We start from the raw sequence: 20,337 nt of genomic DNA on the forward strand, positions 1-20,337 counted from the left end.
CGTATAAATTTCTAAAGCTGCACTCCTGCTTCTGGCGCGGCAGGCGCCACTCGCTCCCACACCCGGTCTTTGGCCGTGGCGTCGTACACATGGCGCATGATTTCCTGTTCCGTTTGATCGTAGGCCAGGTGGCGGCGCGCCATTACGCGCTCGGCTACTTCGGCTACTTTGGGGAGGCGGAATGTTTCGAAACCGGCCGCACCGCCCCAGCTGAAGCTCGGAATGAAGGTGCGCGGAAAACCGGCCCCGAAGATGTTGGCGCCCACACCTACCACGGTGCCCGTGTTGAACATGGTATTGATGCCGCACTTGCTATGGTCGCCCATCATCAGGCCGCAGAACTGCTGTCCGGTATTCACAAATCGGCCCGAAGAATGGCTCCAGATTTTCACGGGGGCGTAGTTGTTCTTCAGGTTCGAGGTGTTGGTATCAGCGCCCAGGTTGCACCATTCGCCAATCACGGAGTTGCCGAGGTAGCCGTCGTGGCCTTTGTTGCTGAAGCCAAGCAGAATGCTGTTGCCGACTTCGCCGCCCACCTTGCTGAAGGGGCCTACGGTGTTGTCGCCGCGCATTTTGGCGCCGGAGTTGATGTGGGAGCCTTCGCACAGGGCCAGTGGGCCTTTGATGATGGCGCCTTCGTGCACCTGGCTGTTTTTGCCGAGGTAAATGGGCCCATCCTCAGCGTTCAGAATGGCGGCCCGAATCTTCACGCCTTCCTCAATAAAGATGTTTTCCGGCGCGTACACGATGGTATGCGCATCGTTCACGGGCTGCGACTGACGGCCTTTCGTGAGCAGGTCGAAGTCGCGGCGGATTTCGGCGCCGTTGCGCAGAAACAGGTGCCACACCTCCCGGATAACCGTCACGGGCTCCACCACGTCGCGCGTTTTCTGGAAGCCATCCTGGATCAGCTCTGCTACTTGTGAGGCATCGAAGAGGTGAGCCGCCACCAACATTTCTTCGTCAAACAGTGCCTCACCGGGCTGCAGCTCCTGTACCTGCTGCGCCAGTACGTCATCGGGGCACACGGCGCCATTGATAATCAGGGCGGGGCCTTGCGTAGGGCCGGCCGGGAACTTGGCTTGCAGATACGTTTCCGTTAGGTAACCCACTTGCTCGCTGCCCAACCGGATCTGCCATTTTTCGGCAATGGTAAGGATACCGCAACGCAACGCAGCCACCGGGCGCGTGAAGGTGAACGGAAGCAGGCGCGGCCGGATAGCTGGGTCGTCGAAAAGCAGGATGGTCATAGCAAACAAGGAGATTAGCAGGTACAGCGCAAAAGCAGTGGCCTAGGCCACTTACCAGCACGAAGCTACACGCATACGCGGTAGTACCCCGCAAAAATACGACTAGCGAGGTACGTATAGCAGAAAATAGAAAAGCTCCTTCCATTGCTGAAAGGAGCTTCTTTATACAAGCAAACGGCTATCAGCCAGTAGTCAGGGAAGACTACTTCTTCTGGTAACGGTTGCGGAACTTCTCTACGCGGCCAGCCGTGTCAAGAAGCACGTTTTTGCCGGTGTAGAAGGGGTGCGATTCGCTGCTAACTTCCACCTTGATAACGGGGTAAGTCTTGCCATCTTCCAACGTGATGTTCTCGCTAGAGTTCATCGTCGAACGGGTGACGAATTTGAAGCCGCTGGAAGTGTCCTGGAACACAACTTCGCGATACTCGGGGTGGATGTCCTTTTTCATGGGTATAATACCGTTTGTACCTGAGTGCCTGCCGATTTTGCGGAAGGGACTGCAAAAGTACATGTTACGCTCGAATATCAAAAATGTAAGCCAACTTTTCCGCCTATGCAACCTCTTACCCCCGCCCAGGCTCTTGGAATTGCTTATGTTTGGGCCGCTACTTTATCTATATCTACCCGGCTCTACTACCCTGCTTTGCCTATGATCCGCCTATGCTTTGTGTGCTTTTTGCTGCTTGGCAGTAGTGGCCTACTGGCCTACAGCGCCCTAACTGGCCTATTTCAGACCGGTTATGCTGGCACTACTAGGTTGGGCTGGAAAGCACCCAGTGACAGCGACAAGCAACAATATGCCGTGCTGCGTAAGGCCACCATCTCGCCTGCGTTCCACATGTTGGCCAGCCTGGAGCCCACCAACCAGTCGCAGTACGAGTACAGAGGCCAGAGCACCTACCATGGCTTGAGCAGCCCCTTTTCTCACCGCTTGGAGGTGCGCCCCAAGGCCAGGCAGGAGCCATTTCAAACTTCCCCAGACAGTACACCGGGTGCCGTAGAACGCTCCTGGAGCACCATCAAATCGATGTTCCGGTAGCCTGTAAGTGGCCTACACCCGATACTCTGACGTTCTACTTCTCTCCCCACTTCCCTCCTATGCGCCTTTGCTTCGCCTCTAACAATGCCCATAAGCTCGACGAAATCCAGCCGCTTTTGCCAGCTTCTATCGAGCTGCTTAGTCTGGCGGATATTGGCTGCGAGGAGGAGTTGCCAGAAACGCAGGATACGCTGGAAGGCAACGCCCGCCAGAAGGCGCAGTATGTGTGGGACCATTATGGGGTGGCCTGCTTCGCCGATGATACGGGCCTGGAAGTGACGGCCCTGAACGGGGAGCCCGGCGTGTACTCGGCGCGGTATGCGGGGCCGCAGCGCTCTGCCCAGGATAATGTGCAGAAGCTGCTGCAGGAACTCATGGGCCGCTCCGACCGCTCCGCCCGCTTCCGCACCGTGATAGCGCTGGTGCTGCCGGGCGAGGAAGTGCAGGAATTTGCGGGCGTGGTAGAAGGCACCATTGTAGGAGAAGTGCGCGGGCACGAGGGCTTCGGCTACGACCCGGTTTTTTGTCCGATTGAGGGCAACGGGCGCACTTTTGCAGAGATGACGCTGGCCGAAAAAAACGGTATTAGCCACCGTAGCCGGGCCGTACAGAAGCTGGTGCGCTTCCTGAACCTGCGCCTGAAATAGACTTTTAGCGGGCTGGTTTCCCTGGGTTTTCACCGACTGAGCGCCAAACTTCTTACTTTTGCAGGGTTGGCCCCGCCGGTACGGGCCTATTCCCACCCCCAATGCAACACCCTTTCATCGTCGGTATCACGGGCGGTAGCGCCTCCGGTAAGACTACTTTTTTGCGCCGGCTACTGGCTTCGTTTCCCGAAGAAGATATTTGCCTGATTTCCCAGGACAACTACTATCATCCGCGTGAAAGCCAGCAGGTTGACTCCCAAGGTGTCACCAATTTCGACCTCCCTTCCAGCATCGATTCAGAGGCCTACGCAGCCGACGTATTGCGCATCAGCCAAGGCCTGGAAGTGCGCCGCCAGGAGTACACGTTCAACAACCCCAATGTAGCGCCTTCCGAGCTAGTATTCCGGCCCGCTCCTATTGTAGTAGTAGAAGGCATCTTTGTCTTTTACTTTGAGGCGGTAGCCAAGTTGCTGGATCTGAAAGTGTATATCGATGCGCGGGAGCACGTGAAACTGCAGCGCCGCATCGTCCGCGACCGGGATGAGCGCGGCTACGACCTGGAAGACGTGCTGTACCGCTACACCAACCACGTAGCGCCCACTTACGAGAAATACATCAAGCCCTTCAAGCACGACGCCGACATTATCATCCCTAACAACCGCCATTTCGAGCGCGGTCTGGATGTGCTGGTGGGATATCTAAAGGGTAAAATAGCCGCCAACGCCTCTTAATACTGGCCTAGCGCTCTAAGATTTTAAAGCCCTGCCGTTGCCTTTTGGGTAGCGGCAGGGCTTTTTTTATTCTAGCTGATTGCACAATTTAGTTGCTTTCACGCACTTTCATTTACGCTCCAAGGAGCACCTCAAACCTATCATCTAGGCCACTGTTGCAGGATACTTTGCGCCGGGAGGGTCAAAAAGGTATATTTGTATTCCTTACCTCTGAACTGTTGCGTTTACTATCCGCTTTTTTCCCTCGCTTGCGTTTCGCGCTGCTCACAGCCACGGTGCTGTTTGTGCTGTCGCTGAACCACCAAGCCGTAGCCACGCTGCGGATGGTGCCGGCCGGCAAGGCTACGCGGGTAGATGCTGGCCCGCGGGCCGCGGTAGTAAAGCAGCGTGTAACATTCGAAGCAACTTCGCCGCTGGGTGTTTTCCTGGCGCCGGCGGTTGATGCCTGGTTTCCCCTACCCGTTCCGCAGGTAGGATTTCATTCGCTCCGAGCCCTCTTAGTAGCGCCGCAGCCCCGTCCCAGCGCCGTACCGGATTTGTTCCGTAGCCGGCTGCTTGTTGCCGCCCTGTCGCCGCACGCGCCTTAGTGCGGAGTTGATCTGCTGAGTAGCAGATGTATTTCTAGGCCACCTTGCTTTCCTGCCGTAGCTGATGCGGCCCGGAACTACTGGCCTACAGCCGCATCAACCCATGCTTTCAGTAGCTCCGCCGCGCCGCATCAGCCTTCACCGGATTTTAGAATACCTACTTTTTAACTAATGCGAAATAAAGGACTCGTCATTACGCTGACATTACTTGTGTCGGCGTTGTGCATCTACTTCCTGACGCTCACCTTCGTATCCCGAGGGGTGCAGCGCGACGCGGTGGCCTACGCCAGCCGCGGGGGCAAACTCGTGGAACCTAAGCGCCAGCACTACCTCGACTCGGTATGGCGCGCGCCCGTGTTCGGCCCGCTTACCTATAAAGATGTGCGCACTTCGGAGCTAGGCCTCGGCCTTGACCTGAACGGTGGTATGCACGTGACGCTGGAAGTATCGCCAGTGGAAATTGTGCGGGCTATGTCGGCCAACTCCAAAGACCCCGCCTTCAATAAGGCTATTGCCCAGGCCCAGGAGCTGCAGAAGACCAACCCTTCTACACCCTTCACCACCCTGTTTGCCCAGACGTACCGCGACGCGGCGCCGAACGGCAAGCTGGCTTCTATTTTTGCCAACACGCTGAACAAGAGCCGCAACATCGACATCAACTCGACAGATGCGAAAGTACTGGGCGCTATCAACAAGGAGATTGAGGAAGCCATTGACCGCTCGTTCAACATCCTGCGTTCCCGTATCGACAAATTCGGCACCAGCCAGCCCAACATTCAGCGGGTGAAAGGCACGGGCCGCATCCAGGTAGAATTGCCCGGTGTCGATAACCCCGACCGCGTGCGTAAGCTGCTGCAGGGCCAGGCCAAGCTGGAGTTCTGGGAAGTGTGGCGTACCGATGAGTTTGCCCCTTACCTGAACCAGCTCAACGACGTGCTGAGCGCGAAGGAAGCCACTACGGCTCCGGTTGCTGCCAACACTACCGCTACTACCGACACCACGAAAGCTGCAGCCGGCGACTCAACTTCCCTGGCCAGCCAGCTCGCCAAGAAAGGCGCCGCTACGGCCAAAACCGATTCGGCTGCTCCTAAGAAAAACGTACTGGCTACCCTGTTCACGATGCCTGGCACGCTGGGTGCCAATGTGCGCGACACAGCCCGTGTAAATGCTGTATTGCGCAGCCCCGATACCCGCGCGGTATTGCCTTCAAACCTGACCTTCCTGTGGGGCGTGAAGCCTGACGTAATTGAGGGCCAGGAATACCTGCAGCTCTATGCTATTCGCAAAGCTGGTGGTGTTGATGCGCCCATTGGCGGTGAAGTTATCAGCGATGCTCGCGGCGACTTCGACCAGATGAGTGGCCGCGCCGAAGTATCGATGCAAATGACGCCCGGCGGTGGCCGCAAGTGGCAGAAGCTGACGGCGGCCAACATTGGCCGTCAGGTAGCTATCGTGCTTGATGACTATGTGTACTCCGCTCCGGTGGTGCAGGCTGAAATTGCCGGTGGCAACTCCAGCATCTCGGGCAACTTCACTATTGAAGAAGCGCAAGACCTGGCCAACATCCTGAAGGCTGGTAAGCTCCCCGCTCCTACCCGCATTGTGGAAGAAGCCGTTGTAGGCCCTTCGCTGGGTCAGGAAGCTACCAACCAGGGTCTGTACTCCTCGCTGGCTGGCCTCGTGATTATCATGATCTTCATGGCCGTGTACTACGGCCGCGCTGGTATGGTGGCCGATGCTGCCCTGCTCTTCAACATGTTCCTGATTCTGGGCATTCTGGCCCAGTTCTCCTTTGCTCTCACGCTGCCGGGTATTGCCGGTCTGGTGCTCGTAATTGGTACTTCGGTAGATGCCAACGTACTGATCTTTGAGCGTATCCGGGAAGAGCTCGACCACGGCTTGCAGCCGCAAGATGCCATTGCCAAGGGCTACGGCCGTGCTTTCTCGGCTATCTTCGACTCCAACGTTACCACACTGATCATTGCCCTGATTCTGGGCTTCTTTGGTACGGGTCCGGTACAGAACTTCGCCATCACGCTGGGTATTGGTGTATTCACCTCATTCCTGTCGGCGGTGTATGTGTCGCGCCTCATCATTGAGCGCATGACCAAAGGCAAGTCTGCCAGCTCGCTGACATTCGACACGGCTATTTCGCGTCACCTGTTCAAAGGCACCAACTTCGATATTGTGGGTAAGCGCAAGTATGCTTACATCGCTTCCACTATCGTTATCGTGACGGGCTTTGCCCTGATGGCTATGCAAGGCGGCCCGAACTTGGGCGTTGACTTCCGCGGTGGCCGCGAGTTTATCGTGGACTTCAACAAAGCCGTTCCGGCTTCCGATGTGCGCGACGTGCTGACCAAGGACTACTTCGGCGGAGCCGGTACGGAGGTGAAAACCTACGGCAACGCCAACCGTCTGCGTATCACGACGGGCTATTTGGCAGCCGACGAAAGCACCGATGCGGACAAGCAAGTGCGTACCGCGCTGGAGACTGGCCTAGCCAAGAAATACGCGGCTAATAACCCAACCATTAAGAGCACTTCCAAAGTAGGCGCTACCATTGCTGATGACATCAAGAAGACCTCGGTAGTAAGCCTGGGTCTGACGCTGCTGGCCATCTTCGTGTACGTATTGTTCCGCTTCGAGAAGTGGCAGTACTCCATGGCAGCCGTTGTGGCACTGTTCCACGATGCTCTGCTCGTGCTGGCAACTTACCCCATTGCGCGCGCCTTGGGCGTCAACTACGAAATGGACCAGGTATTTGTAGCTGCTCTGCTGACGGTAATCGGCTTCTCGATGAACGATACCATCGTTATCTATGACCGAATACGGGAATATCTGCGCGAGAATAAGCACCTCACGTTTGCGCAGGTGGTAAACCCCGCTCTAAACAGCACGTTCTCCCGCACCATGATTACGTTCACGACGGTATTCCTAGTAGTAGGCGTACTGTATGTATTCGGTGGTGAAACGCTGCGCTCGTTCTCTTTCGCCATGCTGATCGGTATCATCTACGGTACCTACTCTTCGCTGTTCATTGCGGCTCCGCTGATCCTGGACACGTACGGCCGCAAGGAGAAGGCCCACCTTAATACCGCTACCGATGCGGGTGCTCCTAAGCTCTCGACAGCAAACAGTTAATAAGAATCAGGTGGCCTAGGCCACTCTGCTTTCCAGTAAAAAGCCCGGTCCTGAGGACCGGGCTTTTTTTATTAAATTTTCTGAATACTCAGGCAACCTTTTGGTGGGCTGCTCCGAGTGGCCTAGTAGATAGACGCTCCGTTGCCGTGGTTACTCCCGACTCAGAACTTGCGCTCTTTACCGAGTTGCTCGCCCGATGCCGGGAGCAAGACCGGACCAGTCAGCGGCAGCTGTATCTGCGCTACTATGCCTATGCCTTCAGTATCTGCCTGCGCTACCTCCACGACCGCGACGCCGCCCAGGAAGCCGTGAACGACGGCTTTCTGAAAGTGCTGCAGGAGCTGCCGCGCTTTGATGCCAGCCGGTTCCCTGATGTGGTGGGTTCCTTCCGGGGTTGGTTGCGGCGCCTAATGGTACATACCGCCATCGACCATTTCCGGGCAGCCAACCGCCACGCGTTTCAAACGGAACTGGAGGCTGCTCCTGATTTGCACGATACTACCTGCTCGCCGCTGGACACCCTTTCTTTCGAGGAGCTGCTAGGCTTCATTGGGCAATTGCCGCCGGCTTATCGGGCGGTTTTTAACCTGTTTGTGATTGATGGCTACACTCATGAGGAAATTGCGGAGCAACTCGGCATTTCAGTAGGCACCTCCAAATCAAATCTATTTAAAGCCCGAGCTCAGCTCAAACTGCTGCTCAAACACCAACAACATCATGCGTACGCCGGATATATCAGATGAAGAGCTAGACCGGCTGTTTCAGCGCGGTGCCGAGGCCTTCCCTGATGAGGCCCCGATGGCTGGCTGGCTGCGCCTGGAAACGCAACTGGAAGAAATAACGCGCCAGCAGCTCCAGCGCCGGCAACTGTGGCAGCGCGTGGCCGGCCTGTTTGTGGCTGAGCTGGCCGTAGTGGTGCTATTCCTTTCTATATGGCTTATGCCCGATGCCGGTGGCCTAGGCCAGTCCGGTAGGCCAGAGCCATCGTCCACAACCACATCCAACGAAGTAATAAACCCGCGCAATGAAGCTCATATTGCTTCCTCACCGTCTCGCTCCAACCGGCATCCGGAACTTGGCCTAGCGAGCCACGAAATACCTCTAGGCCAGTTAGCGTCGGTTGCTGAGCATGGAGTAGCTACATCAGAAGCGTTTGGCACTGCCGCTAACAGCAGTGTCCGGTCAGGTCGGCCTCTTCGAATTTCACGCGCGAAGATGCCGTTTGCGGGAGTTGCCAGTCTGGCAGCGGGCAGCTCCCGCCCTTACCGTTTGGTTGTTGTATCCTCAGCTGAGAAGCCCACTGCTGTACAAATTGGCGAGCAATTTATACCGGCTGGTGGCCTAGCAGTACCGATGACAGATATCCCATCACGTACGGAGGCACCACCCGTTTCGGCTGCAATTCCCTTCGCCCCCGATTCTACTGCCACAGCTGCCTGCCAAGAGGTAGCTCCGGCAGTGCCTTCCGTCCTCACCTCTCCTGCTGATTCTAGCCAGCCACCGCCCCGGCCAAAACGTCCTGCTTACCGCCTGCTGGTGGGCGTAGTGGGCGGCCCTGAGCTATCGGCGGTGCTACCGAGCCCAAGCCTCCGCACGGGCGGTACGGTGGGCGCCGTGGTGGAGTACCGCCTTACCGATAGGCTACGGGTGCGCACTGGCCTATTGCGCAGCGTGAAGCGCTATGGTGCCCGGGGCTCCGACTACCGGCCACCGGCTGGCTACTGGACCTGGAAAACTCCCATTGAAGAGGTAGATGCCAACTGCCGCATCCTGGAAATTCCGCTGGATTTCCGCTACGATCTGCTGCCGCGCGCTACGTATTCGTTCTACGCCAGCGCCGGCCTTACTTCCCTGGTTCTGCGCAACGAGCGGTACACGTACCACTATGAGCTAAACGGGCAGTATCTGGAGCGCACCTGGAGCCGCCCCAATGGCGGCAACCAAGCCCTGCAAATGCTGCGGTTGGCGGCTGGCTATGAGCGCAGCGTGGCGCCCCGATGGGTGTTGCAAGCTGAGCCGTTTGTGAATGTTCCGCTGAGCGGAGTTGGGTTTGGGCGCATGCGCCTGAGCAGCACCGGCCTGCTGTTTGGCCTACGCTATGGCCTAGGCCGCGCCCCGGCCTCCAAGTTGGCCCCGTAGGCCACTTCCATCCTTTTTAACAGGTTTTGACCCGATCAAAACCAACTGCCTGACTTCGAAAAACCGATGTCCCAGGCTCACTATGCCTTTTCCTGGCTTGCTCATGCCGCCAGCTCGCGCTATTCTTTCACCCTTATCCAGCACAGCCATGTTCTACTCCTCCCCTCTTCGGGTGGCCCGCAGGGCCGCCGGGCTCCTCACCTTTTTTCTGCTCTGTGGGGCACCACTGCTGAGCAGTTGCGGAAGTGATTCCAAGGATGATCAAACCGTCGCGCCTGATCCGACGATTAAACTGGCTTCTTCGGCTGATCTGGGCTCTTTCCTGACCGATAAGGATGGCAATACCCTGTATTATTTCACCCGGGATGTAGAAGGCAAAAACGTATGTACGGGCGGTTACGCGCCCGTCTGGCCCATTTTCTATGAGCCTGACATTCAGGTGAGCGGCGACCTGCAGGCCAGCGACTTTACTACCCATACAACGCCTAGTGGCCAACCCCAGACCGTGTACAAAGGCTGGCCGCTGTACTACTACGCCCCCCTCGTGAACGGCCAGAATGCCCGCGAAGCCACCGGCCAGACTACCGGTAACGGGGTAGGCAACGTGTGGTATGTCGTCAACCCGACCTACTCCCTGATGGTGGCTACCAAGAGTGTCCTCAACAAAACCACTAACCAATCGGAAACCAAGAACTTCCTGATCGACTCGAAAGGACGCACGCTGTACACGTTCCAGAAAGACGCCCGCAACCCCACCACGCTGCCTACTAACTGTGTGGATAATTGCGCCACCATATGGCCGCCCTTTTACACGGCTAGCCGCACCTTGCACACAGCGCTCAAAGGCAGCGACTTTACCACCATCACGCGCACAACCAACAATACAGGCCCTTATGGCGATGGTACCGTCACGAATCAGCAACTGGCCTACAAGGGCAAGCCACTGTACTACTATGCCGGCGACAACCAGACTCGCGGACAAGTGGAGGGGCACGGCTTATTAAGTGAAGGAGACGTTTGGTTTGTAGCTACCCCATGAGGCCGCAACCCGTTTCAGCTGGCTGGCAAGCCAACAGGCGTTTGACCCTGACGCCTGTAGCCCGCCACTGCCGATGGCTGCTACCCGTTTTGGTAGCCCTGTCGGCCTGCACCTACGATAGCGCAGAAGAGCTGCTGAGCCAGGCGCCCCCAGCTCCCGCCTGCGATTCATTGGCCGTCACCTTCGCCGCCTCCGTCGCACCGCTGTTGCAGCAGCGGTGCGTGAGTTGCCACAACACGGCCCTGCGCAACGGCGATGTAAGCCTGGAAACCTACGCCCAGGTGCAGCGCGTGGCCACCGATGGTCGGCTGGTAGGCGTGATAACGCATGCCCAAGGCTACCCGCCCATGCCCCAGAATGGCCCCAAGCTTTCCGATTGTGAAATAGCACGCATTCGGCAGTGGGTGCGCTCCGGCATGCCTAACAACTAACTGGCCTATGAAAACGCTTTCCCGCTTTCTCGCACTTGTGGGCTGTTTGCTGCTGGGCGCTACTACGGCCTGGGCCCAGGACGCGCGGTATCAGACGCGCACCGGCACCACGTCGTTTTTTTCGGCCAGCCCGCTGGAAAATATAGAGGCCCGCAGCCAGCAAACCTCGGCGCTGCTCGATTTGCAAACCAGTCAGTTGGCGTTTAGCCTGCCTATTCGGTCTTTCCAGTTCAAGCGCAGCCTCATGCAGGAGCACTTCAATGAGAACTACCTGGAGTCGGAGCGCTACCCGAAGGCCACGTTTGTAGGCCACCTGCTGGATGCTAAACCGGCCGAGTTGCGCGAAACTGCCGCGGCCCAAACAGTAACGGCCGACGGCGACCTAACCATTCATGGCGTGACGCGACACGTGCGGGTACCGGGTACGCTACAGCTCCAAAACGGGCAGCTGCTGGTGCAGGCCACTTTTACGGTAGCGCCCGCCGAATACAAGATTGAGATTCCGGCCCTCGTGCGCGACCATATTGCCAAAAGCGTGCAGGTGAGTGTACGCCTGGCTGCCGCGCCTGTGCGCGATACAGCTGCCAAACCCTAACCCCTAGCCCTTATGCATTACGCTCCCATTCATCGGCTGCTGGGGCTGCTAGGCCTGCTCGGGGTGGCCCAACCTGGCCTAGCGCAGGATAATCTGCTCCGCGACCTAGAGCAGCAAACCACCGACAGCCTCCAGCGTCAGCCAGTAGCGGCCACCTTCAAAGGCACGCGCGTGGTAAACGGGCACTCCGTAGAAACGCCTGGCGCAGGCACCCTGATTTTCCTGATTTCGCACCGCTTCGGAACCCTCAACAGTGGTGCCTACAACTTCTTCGGGCTCGACCAAGCTACCATTCGGCTTGGGCTGGAATATGGCCTCACCGACCGCCTGACGGTAGGTGTAGGGCGTAGCTCCCTGGAAAAAACCTTCGATGGCTTCCTGAAATACCGGGCGCTGCGGCAAAGCACTGGCCGAGCGGCCTCGCCGGTGAGCGTTACGCTGCTGAGTGCTACGGCTCTTACCAGTCTGCGCTACGCTGATGAGGGGTTTGACCATTCCTTCCCGAGGCGCCTCACTTACACCTGGCAGGCGCTGGTGGCGCGCAAAATCAACTCCAGTCTTTCGTTGCAACTCAGCCCCACGGTGGTGCACCGCAATCTGGTAGATGCTGAGGCGGATGACAACGACGTGTATGCGCTGGGGTTTGCGGGCCGACAGAAGCTCACCAAACGGCTGGCTTTCACGCTGGAATACTACTACCGGCTGCCCAACTCCCGCGCCAGTGGCCTACGCGACGCCCTGGCGGCCGGCATAGATATCGAGACCGGTGGCCATGTTTTTCAGCTGCACGTCACGAATTCCAAGGGCATGATTGAGCCCCTGTTTGTACCGCGCACCAGCGGCGACTTCTTCAAGGGCGACATCTACTTCGGCTTTAATGTAGCCCGCAACTTCACGCTGCAGCCTGCTGATAGCTTCCGCTAGCAACAGGCTTCGGCACTTCTTTCACCTTTCTCAACCCCTATCATGAAAACCAACCTCTTTCGCCTGTTTATGCTGCTTTTTGTAGTGGCCGCCGTGCCCGCCTGCAATGATGACGACGATGACAACAATAACCCCACACCCAGCACCACCGTGCAGCTCCAGGCCACGCTTAATGCCCAGCAGGAAGTGCCCGCTACTCCTTCTGCCGCCACCGGCACCATGACCGGTAGCTTCGATAAAGTAACGCGGCTGCTTACGTACACCGTTACGTACCAAGGCATCACGCCTTCAGCAGGACACATTCATCAGGCAGCACCTGGCGTAAACGGGCCCATCATCGTGCCCTTTGCTAGCGTAGCCACCTCCCCCATTTCGGGCACCGCTACGCTATCAGAAGCAGATGCGGTCAAGCTACTGGCCGGCGAAACGTACACTAATCTGCACACACCTGCCTTTCCGGGCGGCGAGATACGTGGCAACATTACGGTGAAATAGCCAGCCAATGCAAAGTGGCCTAGTGCCCCCTAAACGCACAGAAGCCCGACCAATTGGCCGGGCTTCTGTGTTGATATAACGCTCCAGCAAATACTAGAAGCTGGCCGTGATACCTTCTGCTACTACCTCTTTCACCTCGGGCACCATGCGCTTGAGCAGGTTTTCGATGCCTGATTTCAGCGTAACGGTAGCTGATGGACAGCCCGAGCACGAACCCTGCAGGTTCACGGTCACGATGCCATCATGGTAGCTCTTGAAGGTGATGTTGCCACCGTCCTGCTCCACGGCGGGGCGCACGTAGTTATCGAGCAGGTCGATGATTTTCTGGCTGGTTTGCTGGTCGGCTTCCGACGAGCTACCGGTGGCAGCAGCTTGCTGAGCAGCAGCTTGCTCCGCAGCAGGGTCAACGGTGAAGATTGGGCCGCCGGCCTCTACGTACGACTTCAGGAAGGTGCGCAGCTCAGGAATAAGCTGGGCCCACTGATGGTCAGTGCCTTTAGTTACCGTAACAAAGTTCTGGGCAATGAATACGCGGTTCACGTAATCGAACTGGAAAAGCTCCTGGGCCAACGGCGAGTTGGCGGCGGCTTCCGCGTTAGGATAGTCTACGCTCACGCCATCTGCCAGCAGATGGGTATTGAGCACAAACTTCATGGATTCGGGGTTGGGGCTGGCTTCGGCGTAGATAGAAACCGGCGCAGCGGGGGCAGTGAGTTGTTCAGCCATGTTTGAAAGACTTGGAGACAAGCGGGAGAAGATCAGTCGGCTGAGGCGCCGGGCTGGTAGGTAAAACCGCGGAAAGCGGTAGAAGTTACAAAAGTACGCAAGTATGCATTGCCGAAGGGTATGGCCTGCATTGCGCTAGGCCACTCGTTTCCTCAGAAACCACCGTAGCATATCCTGTAAACTATATTCTGGCGCAGAAAATTCACCGCTCAGGCCTTATTGCTGCGGGCCCGCAGCAGCATATCGGCCAGCACTAGGCTAGTCATGGCATCTACGATGGGCACGGCGCGGGGCAGCACGCACGGGTCGTGGCGGCCTTTGCCGGCCAGCGTAATTTCCTCGCCCTGGTCGTTGATGGTGGCCTGCGGCTGCAGAATGGTGGCTACTGGCTTAAACGCCACCCGGAAGTAGATATCCTGCCCATTGCTGATGCCGCCCTGAATGCCGCCCGAGTGATTGGTGCGCGTGCGTACCTGCCCAGCTTCATCGGTGTAAAACGCATCATTATGCTCGGAGCCGAACAGCAACACCCCACTAAAGCCGGAGCCATACTCAAAGCCTTTTACGGCATTAATACTCAGCATAGCGTGGCCTAGCTCAGCATGGAGCCTATCAAAAACCGGCTCGCCCAGGCCTACAGGCACGCCTTTCGCGACGCCCGTTACCACGCCGCCTACGGTATCGTGCCGGTCGCGGGTCTGGCGGATGAGGTCGGCCATACGCTCCGCCGTTTCGGGGTGCGGGCAGCGTACCGGGTTCGAGTCGATGAGGCCTAGGTCAAGGGCTTCATACCCGACCGGAACCTGTATGGCGCCTACCTGCGAAACGTAGCTGCTCACCTGAATGCCGTGTTGCGCCAGCAGCTTCTGGGCAATAACGCCGGCAGCCACCCGCGCCGCCGTTTCGCGGGCCGAACTGCGGCCGCCGCCCCGGTAGTCGCGCCGGCCGTACTTCTGGTCGTAGGTGTAGTCGGCGTGCGAGGGCCGGTAGGCGTGCTCGATGTGCGAGTAATCGTGGCTGGCCTGGTCCTGGTTGCGGATGAACAAGCCGATGGGCGTGCCCGTGGTGTAGCCCTGAAACAAGCCCGACAGTACCTCCACTTGGTCGGCTTCCTTGCGCGGCGTGGTCAGGTCGCTTTGCCCTGGCCTACGGCGGTCCAGCGCCGCCTGAATATCGGCCACCTCCACCGCCAGGCCTGCCGGACACCCATCAACCACGACCCCAATTCCCGGCCCATGCGACTCGCCAAATGTGGTAATGCGAAACAGGGTGCCGAAGGTATTAGACATGGTGAAGTGGTGAAAGGTGAAGTTGTGAAGTGGCCTACAGAATTGCTAACAGGCTTTTTGCAGAGCACAGCGGGCGGGCCGCTGCCGTAAAGGTATAGCTGGTTCCGGCAAGACCAGACTTTTCACCGCTTCACCTTTCACCACTTCACCGTTTGGCTCGCCACCAGCCTATTCCTGCGCCGACCAGCAACACGAGCAGCAACACATTGGCATAGCGGCGCACATCCTGGTACACGGTAATCTTCTGCGGAGTATTGTCGGCGTCGCGCAGGGCCTCTTGATAAAACGGATCGGTGGGGCGCGGGCGGAACGTGGCGGCTTCCCGCACCGGACCTTTTACTACCGGATGCAGGGTGGCCCGCAGCGTATCGTAGCGGGCTGTGGCGGGGTTGAACGCAACCAGCGAAAACAGGCTATCCAGCGGAACCGCACCTGGCCTACGCGCAATCAGGCGGTAGCGGAAGGTTTTGCGGCCTCCTACGCGCCCGCCCTGGCGGGTCAGGTTCTGCTCCACATCGGGCCCGTACACCTCTAGGCCAGTGTAGGGCGCCGGGGCCGGCAGCGTGAGAGCCGAGAGGTTACCTTCGCCTTCTAATATAAAGGAGTAAGTAAACGCCTGCCCGGTGCGAAAGCTGGTGCGGTCAATGGCTTCGCGCAACCGGTAGCTCCCTACCGGCACCACATCGCGTAGTGGGTGCGGCGGCAAGGGTAGCACGGCAATATTACGCGGCGCCGTGAAATACGTTTTGTAGCCCTCCATACGGTTGTCTAGGCCTGCCTCAGGCTTTTTCGCGACGCGGTATTTCACCATGCGTAGCGGTACTACCGGAAAGCTGAGTGGCTGGGCATTCAAGGGGTACAGCTCTGCTTCATACAGGCGGTAGCGCAGAAATGGCTTGCCACCTACCTGCACGTTTTCGGGCACAATTTCCTGCTCATCAAAGGTCTCTTCCCATACGGTGCGCTGCCGTAGCTGCCGGATGATGTTGGGCAGCTGCCCCGCGAAATCGTAGAACTCCAGGATACCCTGGTCCTGGGGCGTGAGATAGAAGTACAGCCCAATGTGCAGGCCTTGGCCCACATATACTTTCTCCTTATCGGGCACCAGCGCCAAAAATGCCTGGTCCTTGGGTTCTACATAGTCCTGCACCTTGGGCTTCCCAAATAGCTGATCTAGTAGGCCTATGCCGGGCGGCGTGACCCCACCCGGAGGCGCAGGAGCCGCAGCGGCGGCGGGCCCAACCTTCAGCGCCAGGCCAGCGGAGCGCACGGTCAGGCCATTGATGGTCATGGTAAATGGCTTCAGCGCGAACTCGCCTTCGGCGTACGCCGCATAGCGCTGCGTGATGGTAAGCTCCGTGGAGCGGGCGCCGGCCACAATGCGCGTGGTAGTGGTGCTGGATTTGCCACTTTTTTTGAATCCCTCAATTTCCGGAAAAGCCGAGTAACGCTCCAGCGGTGCCCCACGCAGCAAAAAGCTGATGGTGAAGTACTCATTGATGGAGAAACTGGGCGGGCCGAGCACGATTTCGGCCTCTGCCACCGGTGCTACTGGCTGCGCCGTGGCCGGCAACTCTATAAAAACTGAAAGTAAGAAGAGCAGAAAGAGCCCGGATAGTCGCAAGAAAGTCTGCATGGGCAGCACGCAAGGGGAAAGCGCCAAAGCTACATAAAAGCTTGACGCTGGTTTAGTTTACTGCTGAGGTTACCAGTCTATCAAAAATGATTGTTACAAGATTTGGGCCTTTTTAAATCCGCTTTGGCACGCGCCCCGTAATTCTCCACAGTTAGCCTCCAAGATCATTCTAAAATCCCGAAAAACCACTTCTGAAGTGGGCTGGCTGGGTATTGCCTTTACTTTCTTCTCACCCTAATCATTTCTTTCCTATGTCTAAAATCACCCAATCTGGTGGAGACGACGCGGAATTCGCAAAGCCGCTGTATACGCCCATTAAGCGCCGCTCCTTCTTCATGTATGCCGGCGCTACTGCTGGTGCTACCGCTCTGCTGCTCTCGGGTTGCGACGACGATGACAACGACACGGACAATAACTCCGGCATGGTCAACCTGGGTTCAGGTGATGTAGGAGTATTGAACTTCGCGTATGCACTGGAGCAGCTGGAAGCCGCTTTCTATGCACAAGTAAAGGCAACCCCAGCCGCCGATTTCTCGGCCGTTGAAAAGGATTACTTCTCGCAGGTAGCCGCCCACGAAGCCATTCACCGCGACTTCTTCAAGGCAGCCATCAACCGCGATGCCCCTGGCAAGATCATTCAGGACCTGACCCCTATTTTCACTAGCATCGACTTCACCAAGCGTGCTTCGGTATTGGCTACCGCCAAAACGTTCGAAGATCTGGGAGTAGCTGCTTATAACGGAGCAGGCAAATACATCAAGACGGCCGATTACCTGGTAGTAGCTGGTAAGATTGTCTCTGTTGAGGCTCGCCACGCCGCCTATGTACGCGACCTGATTGCGAACGGTAGCTTCGCCGATGACACCATTATCGATGCCACTACTGGCCTAGACAAGGCCATGGAGCCGGTAGACGTAATTGCTGCCGCTCAGCCGTTTGTTCAACAAAAGCTTGATGCTACCAGCGTAGGCAAGTAATTCTCCTCCGTTTAACGACACTCCATCATGAATATATTTCGCATTATCGAGCAACTGTCGGAGGTAGATGCCGACGTCCTGGGACGTTTCGACTCCCGTCGCTCCGTTTTCAAGGCCCTCGGCAACACTGCCAAAATGGGTGCCTTGGCTTCTGCTCCTGTTTTTGTCTCTTCGTTGTTCCAGAAGGCCTATGGCCAGACGACCAACTCGGCTGTACTTGACGTACTGAACTACGCCCTGACGCTGGAGCAGCTTGAGGAAGACTTCTACAAGCAAATGACAGCTGCTGGCAAGGTGCCAACTGGTGCACCTCAGGGCGCTATTGCTTTGATCCTAAAGCATGAAACGGCTCACGTAAAACTGCTGACTGATACCATCAAGGCGCTGCAAGGCATGCCTGTAAGCGGCACCAAGTTCAAAGCTTCGGCATTCCCAGCCGACTATGCTACCCAGTTGGTAGTAGCGCAGGCACTGGAAGATACTGGCGTACGGGCCTACAAAGGCCAGGCCGGCAACCTGATTGGCGCAATGGCTGGCACCACCAGCCTGCTTCAGGTAGCTCTCCAGATTCACTCAGTAGAAGCTCGTCACGCGGCACACATTCGTACTATGCGTATGCAGGCTCCCTGGATTCCGGCTTCGGACTCTAGCCTGCCCGCTCCGCTTGGCCCAGTGTACACGGGTGCTACTCCCGAAAGCAACGTTATGCAAGCGGGTGTAGACATCACCAAGCTGGGTGCTGGCTACAGTGCCAACGATGCTGCCGCAGCATTCGACGAAATCCTGACCAAGCCCGAAGTACTAGATGCTTCACGTGCTGGTGGCCTAGTAGGCTAGTACAGCCCACTTGCTGTAAATACAAAAAAGCTGACCTGTTCGCGGGTCAGCTTTTTTTATGTTGTTTCGGGTAGCGCTTACCTGCCTGGCAACCTTTCGGGTGGCCTATGGCTCTGGTAGGTAGTGCATCCCGGTTTATCGGAGTACATTTGTTAGTAGGGGCCCGCTGCCGGGTTCCCGAGATGAGCCCGCTGAGTAATTTACGCATGTCTGAGCCACTATTTTCTACTTCTTTTCTGGCCCGCACGGTGCGCCGCCGCTCGTTCTTTCGGGTAGTGGGGGCCACTGCTGCCGCTACCACGCTGGTGCTGGCCGGTTGCAACGATGACCCCGACCCTACGCCGGTTACAACTGCCAATACCCTCAATTTGGGCAGCGGCGACAGTGGGCTACTGAACTACGCCTACCTACTGGAGCAACTAGAAGCCGCATTCTACCAGAAAGTGGTGGATGCCTTCCCCACTGACTTCACCGCCGACGACAAAGCCGCTTTCGTAGACCTGCGCGACCATGAGGTTATCCACCGGGAGTTTCTGCGGTATGCGCTGGGTACCACTGCTTATGATGCGAACATTGGCACTGCCTTGGTCTTTGATTTCTCGTCGTTTACGCTTACCACTCGCGCTGGTGTGTATGCCGCCGCGCGCACCCTAGAGGATGTAGGTGTAGCGGCTTACAATGGCGCTGGTAAGCTCATCAGTGAAGGTACCAACCTTCGTTTGCTAGGCAAAATTGCTTCCGTAGAAGCGCGCCACGCCGCCTTTGTGCGCGACCAGGCCCAGCCCGGCTCCTTCGCGGCTTCCGATGTGGTGGCTACCACCGGCGACTCTGCCGGCCTTGATATTGTAAAGACTCCTGTTGAAGTAGCCGAGCTGATTGCCAAGTTCTTGCCGGTTACCCTTGTGGCCACGGGCCTTCCCGTTAGTTAAGCTGCCTTGCTCATGAAATTGCTGAAACTCCTGGCCCAGTTGGCCGAACTAAATCCGCAGCAGCTGAACGTGGCCGGTCCGCGCCGCACTGCCTTGCGCCGGTTGGCGCAGGCCGGAACGGCTGTATTGCCGGCCGTGCTTACTGTCCTACCCCAGCCAGTGGTAGCTCGCGACGTGCCCACAGTACTCGATGTCCTGAAACTAGGACTTACGCTAAGCCAGCTAGAGAATGAGCTGTATTCCCGGGCGCTAGGCCTCTCCAATGCTGATGCGTTCCTGGGGACTGCCGAAAACAAGGCCGCTATCCAAACCATGCAGCTCCACGAGCAGCAGCACATAGCCTTATTCACCCGCCTGATCCAAAACTCGGGTGGTACCCTGGATGCAGTGCCTCGTTTTGATTTTACAGGCAGCAAGAACGGCACCCAGGCCACGTTGTTCCCCGATGTTTTCACGAACTTCGATACCTTTCTGAAAGTAGCCCAGCTATTAGAAGATGCCGGCGTACGGGCCTACAAAGGCCAGGTAGAATATATTCAGTACGACAACTACCTGCTGGAAACTGCCCTGCGCGTTCACTCTACGGAGGCGCGCCATTCTTCTCATATCCGGACCATGCGGCGGCAGCGCGGCGCCACGGTTAAGAGTTGGGTAAGCCCCTCTGACACTCCTCTTGGAGCGGCCGGCACCATTGCCGCTACGGCCTACGCCGGAGAAGAAAGCTCCGTGCAATACTTGGCCAACAACAACCCGGTTCCCTTCACCGATTCGCTGCCGATTAACGTTGCCACGCCGCCGCTTTCGCAAGCCGCTATCTTGGCAAAGGTGGCCGAGGCCTTCGATGAGCCCATCACGGCCCAGGCAGCAGGCACCATACTTGGTCAGTTTATCTACTAGCTCAACATTTCATCATTTCATAACA

21 protein-coding genes are annotated in these 20,337 nt (G+C 57.4%); 16 read left to right on the forward strand and 5 right to left on the reverse strand.

Annotated features, from left to right (window positions below):
- Positions 1–11 precede the first annotated feature (11 nt).
- Both CFT68_RS13850 and CFT68_RS13855 read right to left on the reverse strand, forming a co-directional pair.
- Positions 12–1,250, reverse strand: coding sequence for a GlmU family protein (locus tag CFT68_RS13850; RefSeq protein ID WP_088844148.1), 1,239 nt, complete (start codon positions 1,248–1,250; stop codon positions 12–14).
- A gap of 202 nt (positions 1,251–1,452) precedes the next feature.
- A complete protein-coding gene (locus CFT68_RS13855; protein ID WP_088844149.1) occupies positions 1,453–1,698 on the reverse strand; it encodes a type B 50S ribosomal protein L31 in 246 nt (81 codons plus the stop codon).
- Positions 1,699–1,899: 201 nt separating this feature from the next.
- On the opposite strand from CFT68_RS13855, the gene CFT68_RS13860 reads away from it, so the two are divergent.
- The 12 genes from CFT68_RS13860 (at position 1,900) to CFT68_RS13915 (ending at position 13,021) form a co-directional block, all read left to right on the forward strand.
- Positions 1,900–2,289, forward strand: coding sequence for a hypothetical protein (locus CFT68_RS13860; RefSeq protein WP_088844150.1), 390 nt, complete (start codon positions 1,900–1,902; stop codon positions 2,287–2,289).
- A gap of 59 nt (positions 2,290–2,348) precedes the next feature.
- Positions 2,349–2,936 carry an RdgB/HAM1 family non-canonical purine NTP pyrophosphatase gene (gene rdgB / locus CFT68_RS13865; protein WP_088844151.1) on the forward strand — a complete coding sequence of 196 codons (588 nt, stop codon included), beginning with the start codon at positions 2,349–2,351 and terminating at the stop codon, positions 2,934–2,936.
- 101 nt (positions 2,937–3,037) lie between these two features.
- Positions 3,038–3,667, forward strand: a complete 630-nt coding sequence (locus CFT68_RS13870; RefSeq protein ID WP_088844152.1) for a uridine kinase family protein — start codon at positions 3,038–3,040, stop codon at positions 3,665–3,667.
- A gap of 218 nt (positions 3,668–3,885) precedes the next feature.
- Positions 3,886–4,254: a hypothetical protein gene (locus tag CFT68_RS13875; protein ID WP_141106566.1), complete on the forward strand. Its 369-nt coding sequence runs from the start codon at positions 3,886–3,888 to the stop codon at positions 4,252–4,254.
- A gap of 171 nt (positions 4,255–4,425) precedes the next feature.
- The gene (gene secDF / locus CFT68_RS13880; RefSeq protein WP_088844154.1) at positions 4,426–7,398 is read left to right on the forward strand and encodes a protein translocase subunit SecDF; all 2,973 of its coding nucleotides are present in this window, start codon (positions 4,426–4,428) and stop codon (positions 7,396–7,398) included.
- Positions 7,399–7,544: 146 nt separating this feature from the next.
- Complete coding sequence (locus CFT68_RS13885) at positions 7,545–8,141, forward strand: RNA polymerase sigma factor (protein ID WP_088844155.1); 597 nt, start codon at positions 7,545–7,547, stop codon at positions 8,139–8,141.
- Positions 8,116–9,537 carry an outer membrane beta-barrel protein gene (locus CFT68_RS13890; RefSeq protein ID WP_088844156.1) on the forward strand — a complete coding sequence of 474 codons (1,422 nt, stop codon included), beginning with the start codon at positions 8,116–8,118 and terminating at the stop codon, positions 9,535–9,537. The genes CFT68_RS13885 and CFT68_RS13890 overlap by 26 nt, the downstream gene beginning before the upstream one ends.
- Positions 9,538–9,685: 148 nt before the next feature.
- On the forward strand, positions 9,686–10,576 hold the full coding sequence (locus CFT68_RS13895) for a hypothetical protein (protein WP_170934808.1): 891 nt from the start codon (positions 9,686–9,688) through the stop codon (positions 10,574–10,576).
- Positions 10,577–10,617: 41 nt separating this feature from the next.
- Positions 10,618–11,007 (forward strand): c-type cytochrome, encoded by a 390-nt coding sequence (locus tag CFT68_RS13900; RefSeq protein ID WP_141106567.1) that lies wholly within the window; start codon positions 10,618–10,620, stop codon positions 11,005–11,007.
- A gap of 7 nt (positions 11,008–11,014) precedes the next feature.
- The gene (locus CFT68_RS13905) at positions 11,015–11,602 is read left to right on the forward strand and encodes a YceI family protein (protein WP_088844159.1); all 588 of its coding nucleotides are present in this window, start codon (positions 11,015–11,017) and stop codon (positions 11,600–11,602) included.
- 12 nt (positions 11,603–11,614) lie between these two features.
- On the forward strand, positions 11,615–12,526 hold the full coding sequence (locus CFT68_RS13910) for a DUF5777 family beta-barrel protein (protein WP_088844160.1): 912 nt from the start codon (positions 11,615–11,617) through the stop codon (positions 12,524–12,526).
- Between the two features lie 42 nt (positions 12,527–12,568).
- A complete protein-coding gene (locus CFT68_RS13915; protein ID WP_088844161.1) occupies positions 12,569–13,021 on the forward strand; it encodes a CHRD domain-containing protein in 453 nt (150 codons plus the stop codon).
- Between the two features lie 93 nt (positions 13,022–13,114).
- Here CFT68_RS13915 and CFT68_RS13920 read toward each other — a convergent pair whose 3' ends face one another.
- The 3 genes from CFT68_RS13920 to CFT68_RS13930 form a co-directional block, all read right to left on the reverse strand.
- Complete coding sequence (locus tag CFT68_RS13920) at positions 13,115–13,747, reverse strand: NifU family protein (protein WP_088844162.1); 633 nt, start codon at positions 13,745–13,747, stop codon at positions 13,115–13,117.
- A gap of 209 nt (positions 13,748–13,956) precedes the next feature.
- Positions 13,957–15,036: a chorismate synthase gene (gene aroC / locus CFT68_RS13925; RefSeq protein WP_088844163.1), complete on the reverse strand. Its 1,080-nt coding sequence runs from the start codon at positions 15,034–15,036 to the stop codon at positions 13,957–13,959.
- Between the two features lie 145 nt (positions 15,037–15,181).
- Positions 15,182–16,672 (reverse strand): BatD family protein, encoded by a 1,491-nt coding sequence (locus CFT68_RS13930; protein ID WP_088844164.1) that lies wholly within the window; start codon positions 16,670–16,672, stop codon positions 15,182–15,184.
- Between the two features lie 251 nt (positions 16,673–16,923).
- Here CFT68_RS13930 and CFT68_RS13935 point away from each other — a divergent pair, with 251 nt between their 5' ends.
- The 4 genes from CFT68_RS13935 (at position 16,924) to CFT68_RS13950 (ending at position 20,312) form a co-directional block, all read left to right on the forward strand.
- Entirely contained in the window at positions 16,924–17,649 is a 726-nt protein-coding gene (locus CFT68_RS13935) for a ferritin-like domain-containing protein (RefSeq protein WP_088844165.1), read from the forward strand.
- A gap of 27 nt (positions 17,650–17,676) precedes the next feature.
- Positions 17,677–18,486, forward strand: a complete 810-nt coding sequence (locus CFT68_RS13940) for a ferritin-like domain-containing protein (protein WP_088844166.1) — start codon at positions 17,677–17,679, stop codon at positions 18,484–18,486.
- 206 nt (positions 18,487–18,692) lie between these two features.
- A complete protein-coding gene (locus CFT68_RS13945) occupies positions 18,693–19,415 on the forward strand; it encodes a ferritin-like domain-containing protein (protein WP_088844167.1) in 723 nt (240 codons plus the stop codon).
- Positions 19,416–19,427: 12 nt separating this feature from the next.
- On the forward strand, positions 19,428–20,312 hold the full coding sequence (locus tag CFT68_RS13950; RefSeq protein WP_088844168.1) for a ferritin-like domain-containing protein: 885 nt from the start codon (positions 19,428–19,430) through the stop codon (positions 20,310–20,312).
- Positions 20,313–20,337: the final 25 nt, after the last annotated feature.

This window comes from Hymenobacter gelipurpurascens, from assembly GCF_900187375.1.
GTDB lineage: Bacteria > Bacteroidota > Bacteroidia > Cytophagales > Hymenobacteraceae > Hymenobacter > Hymenobacter gelipurpurascens.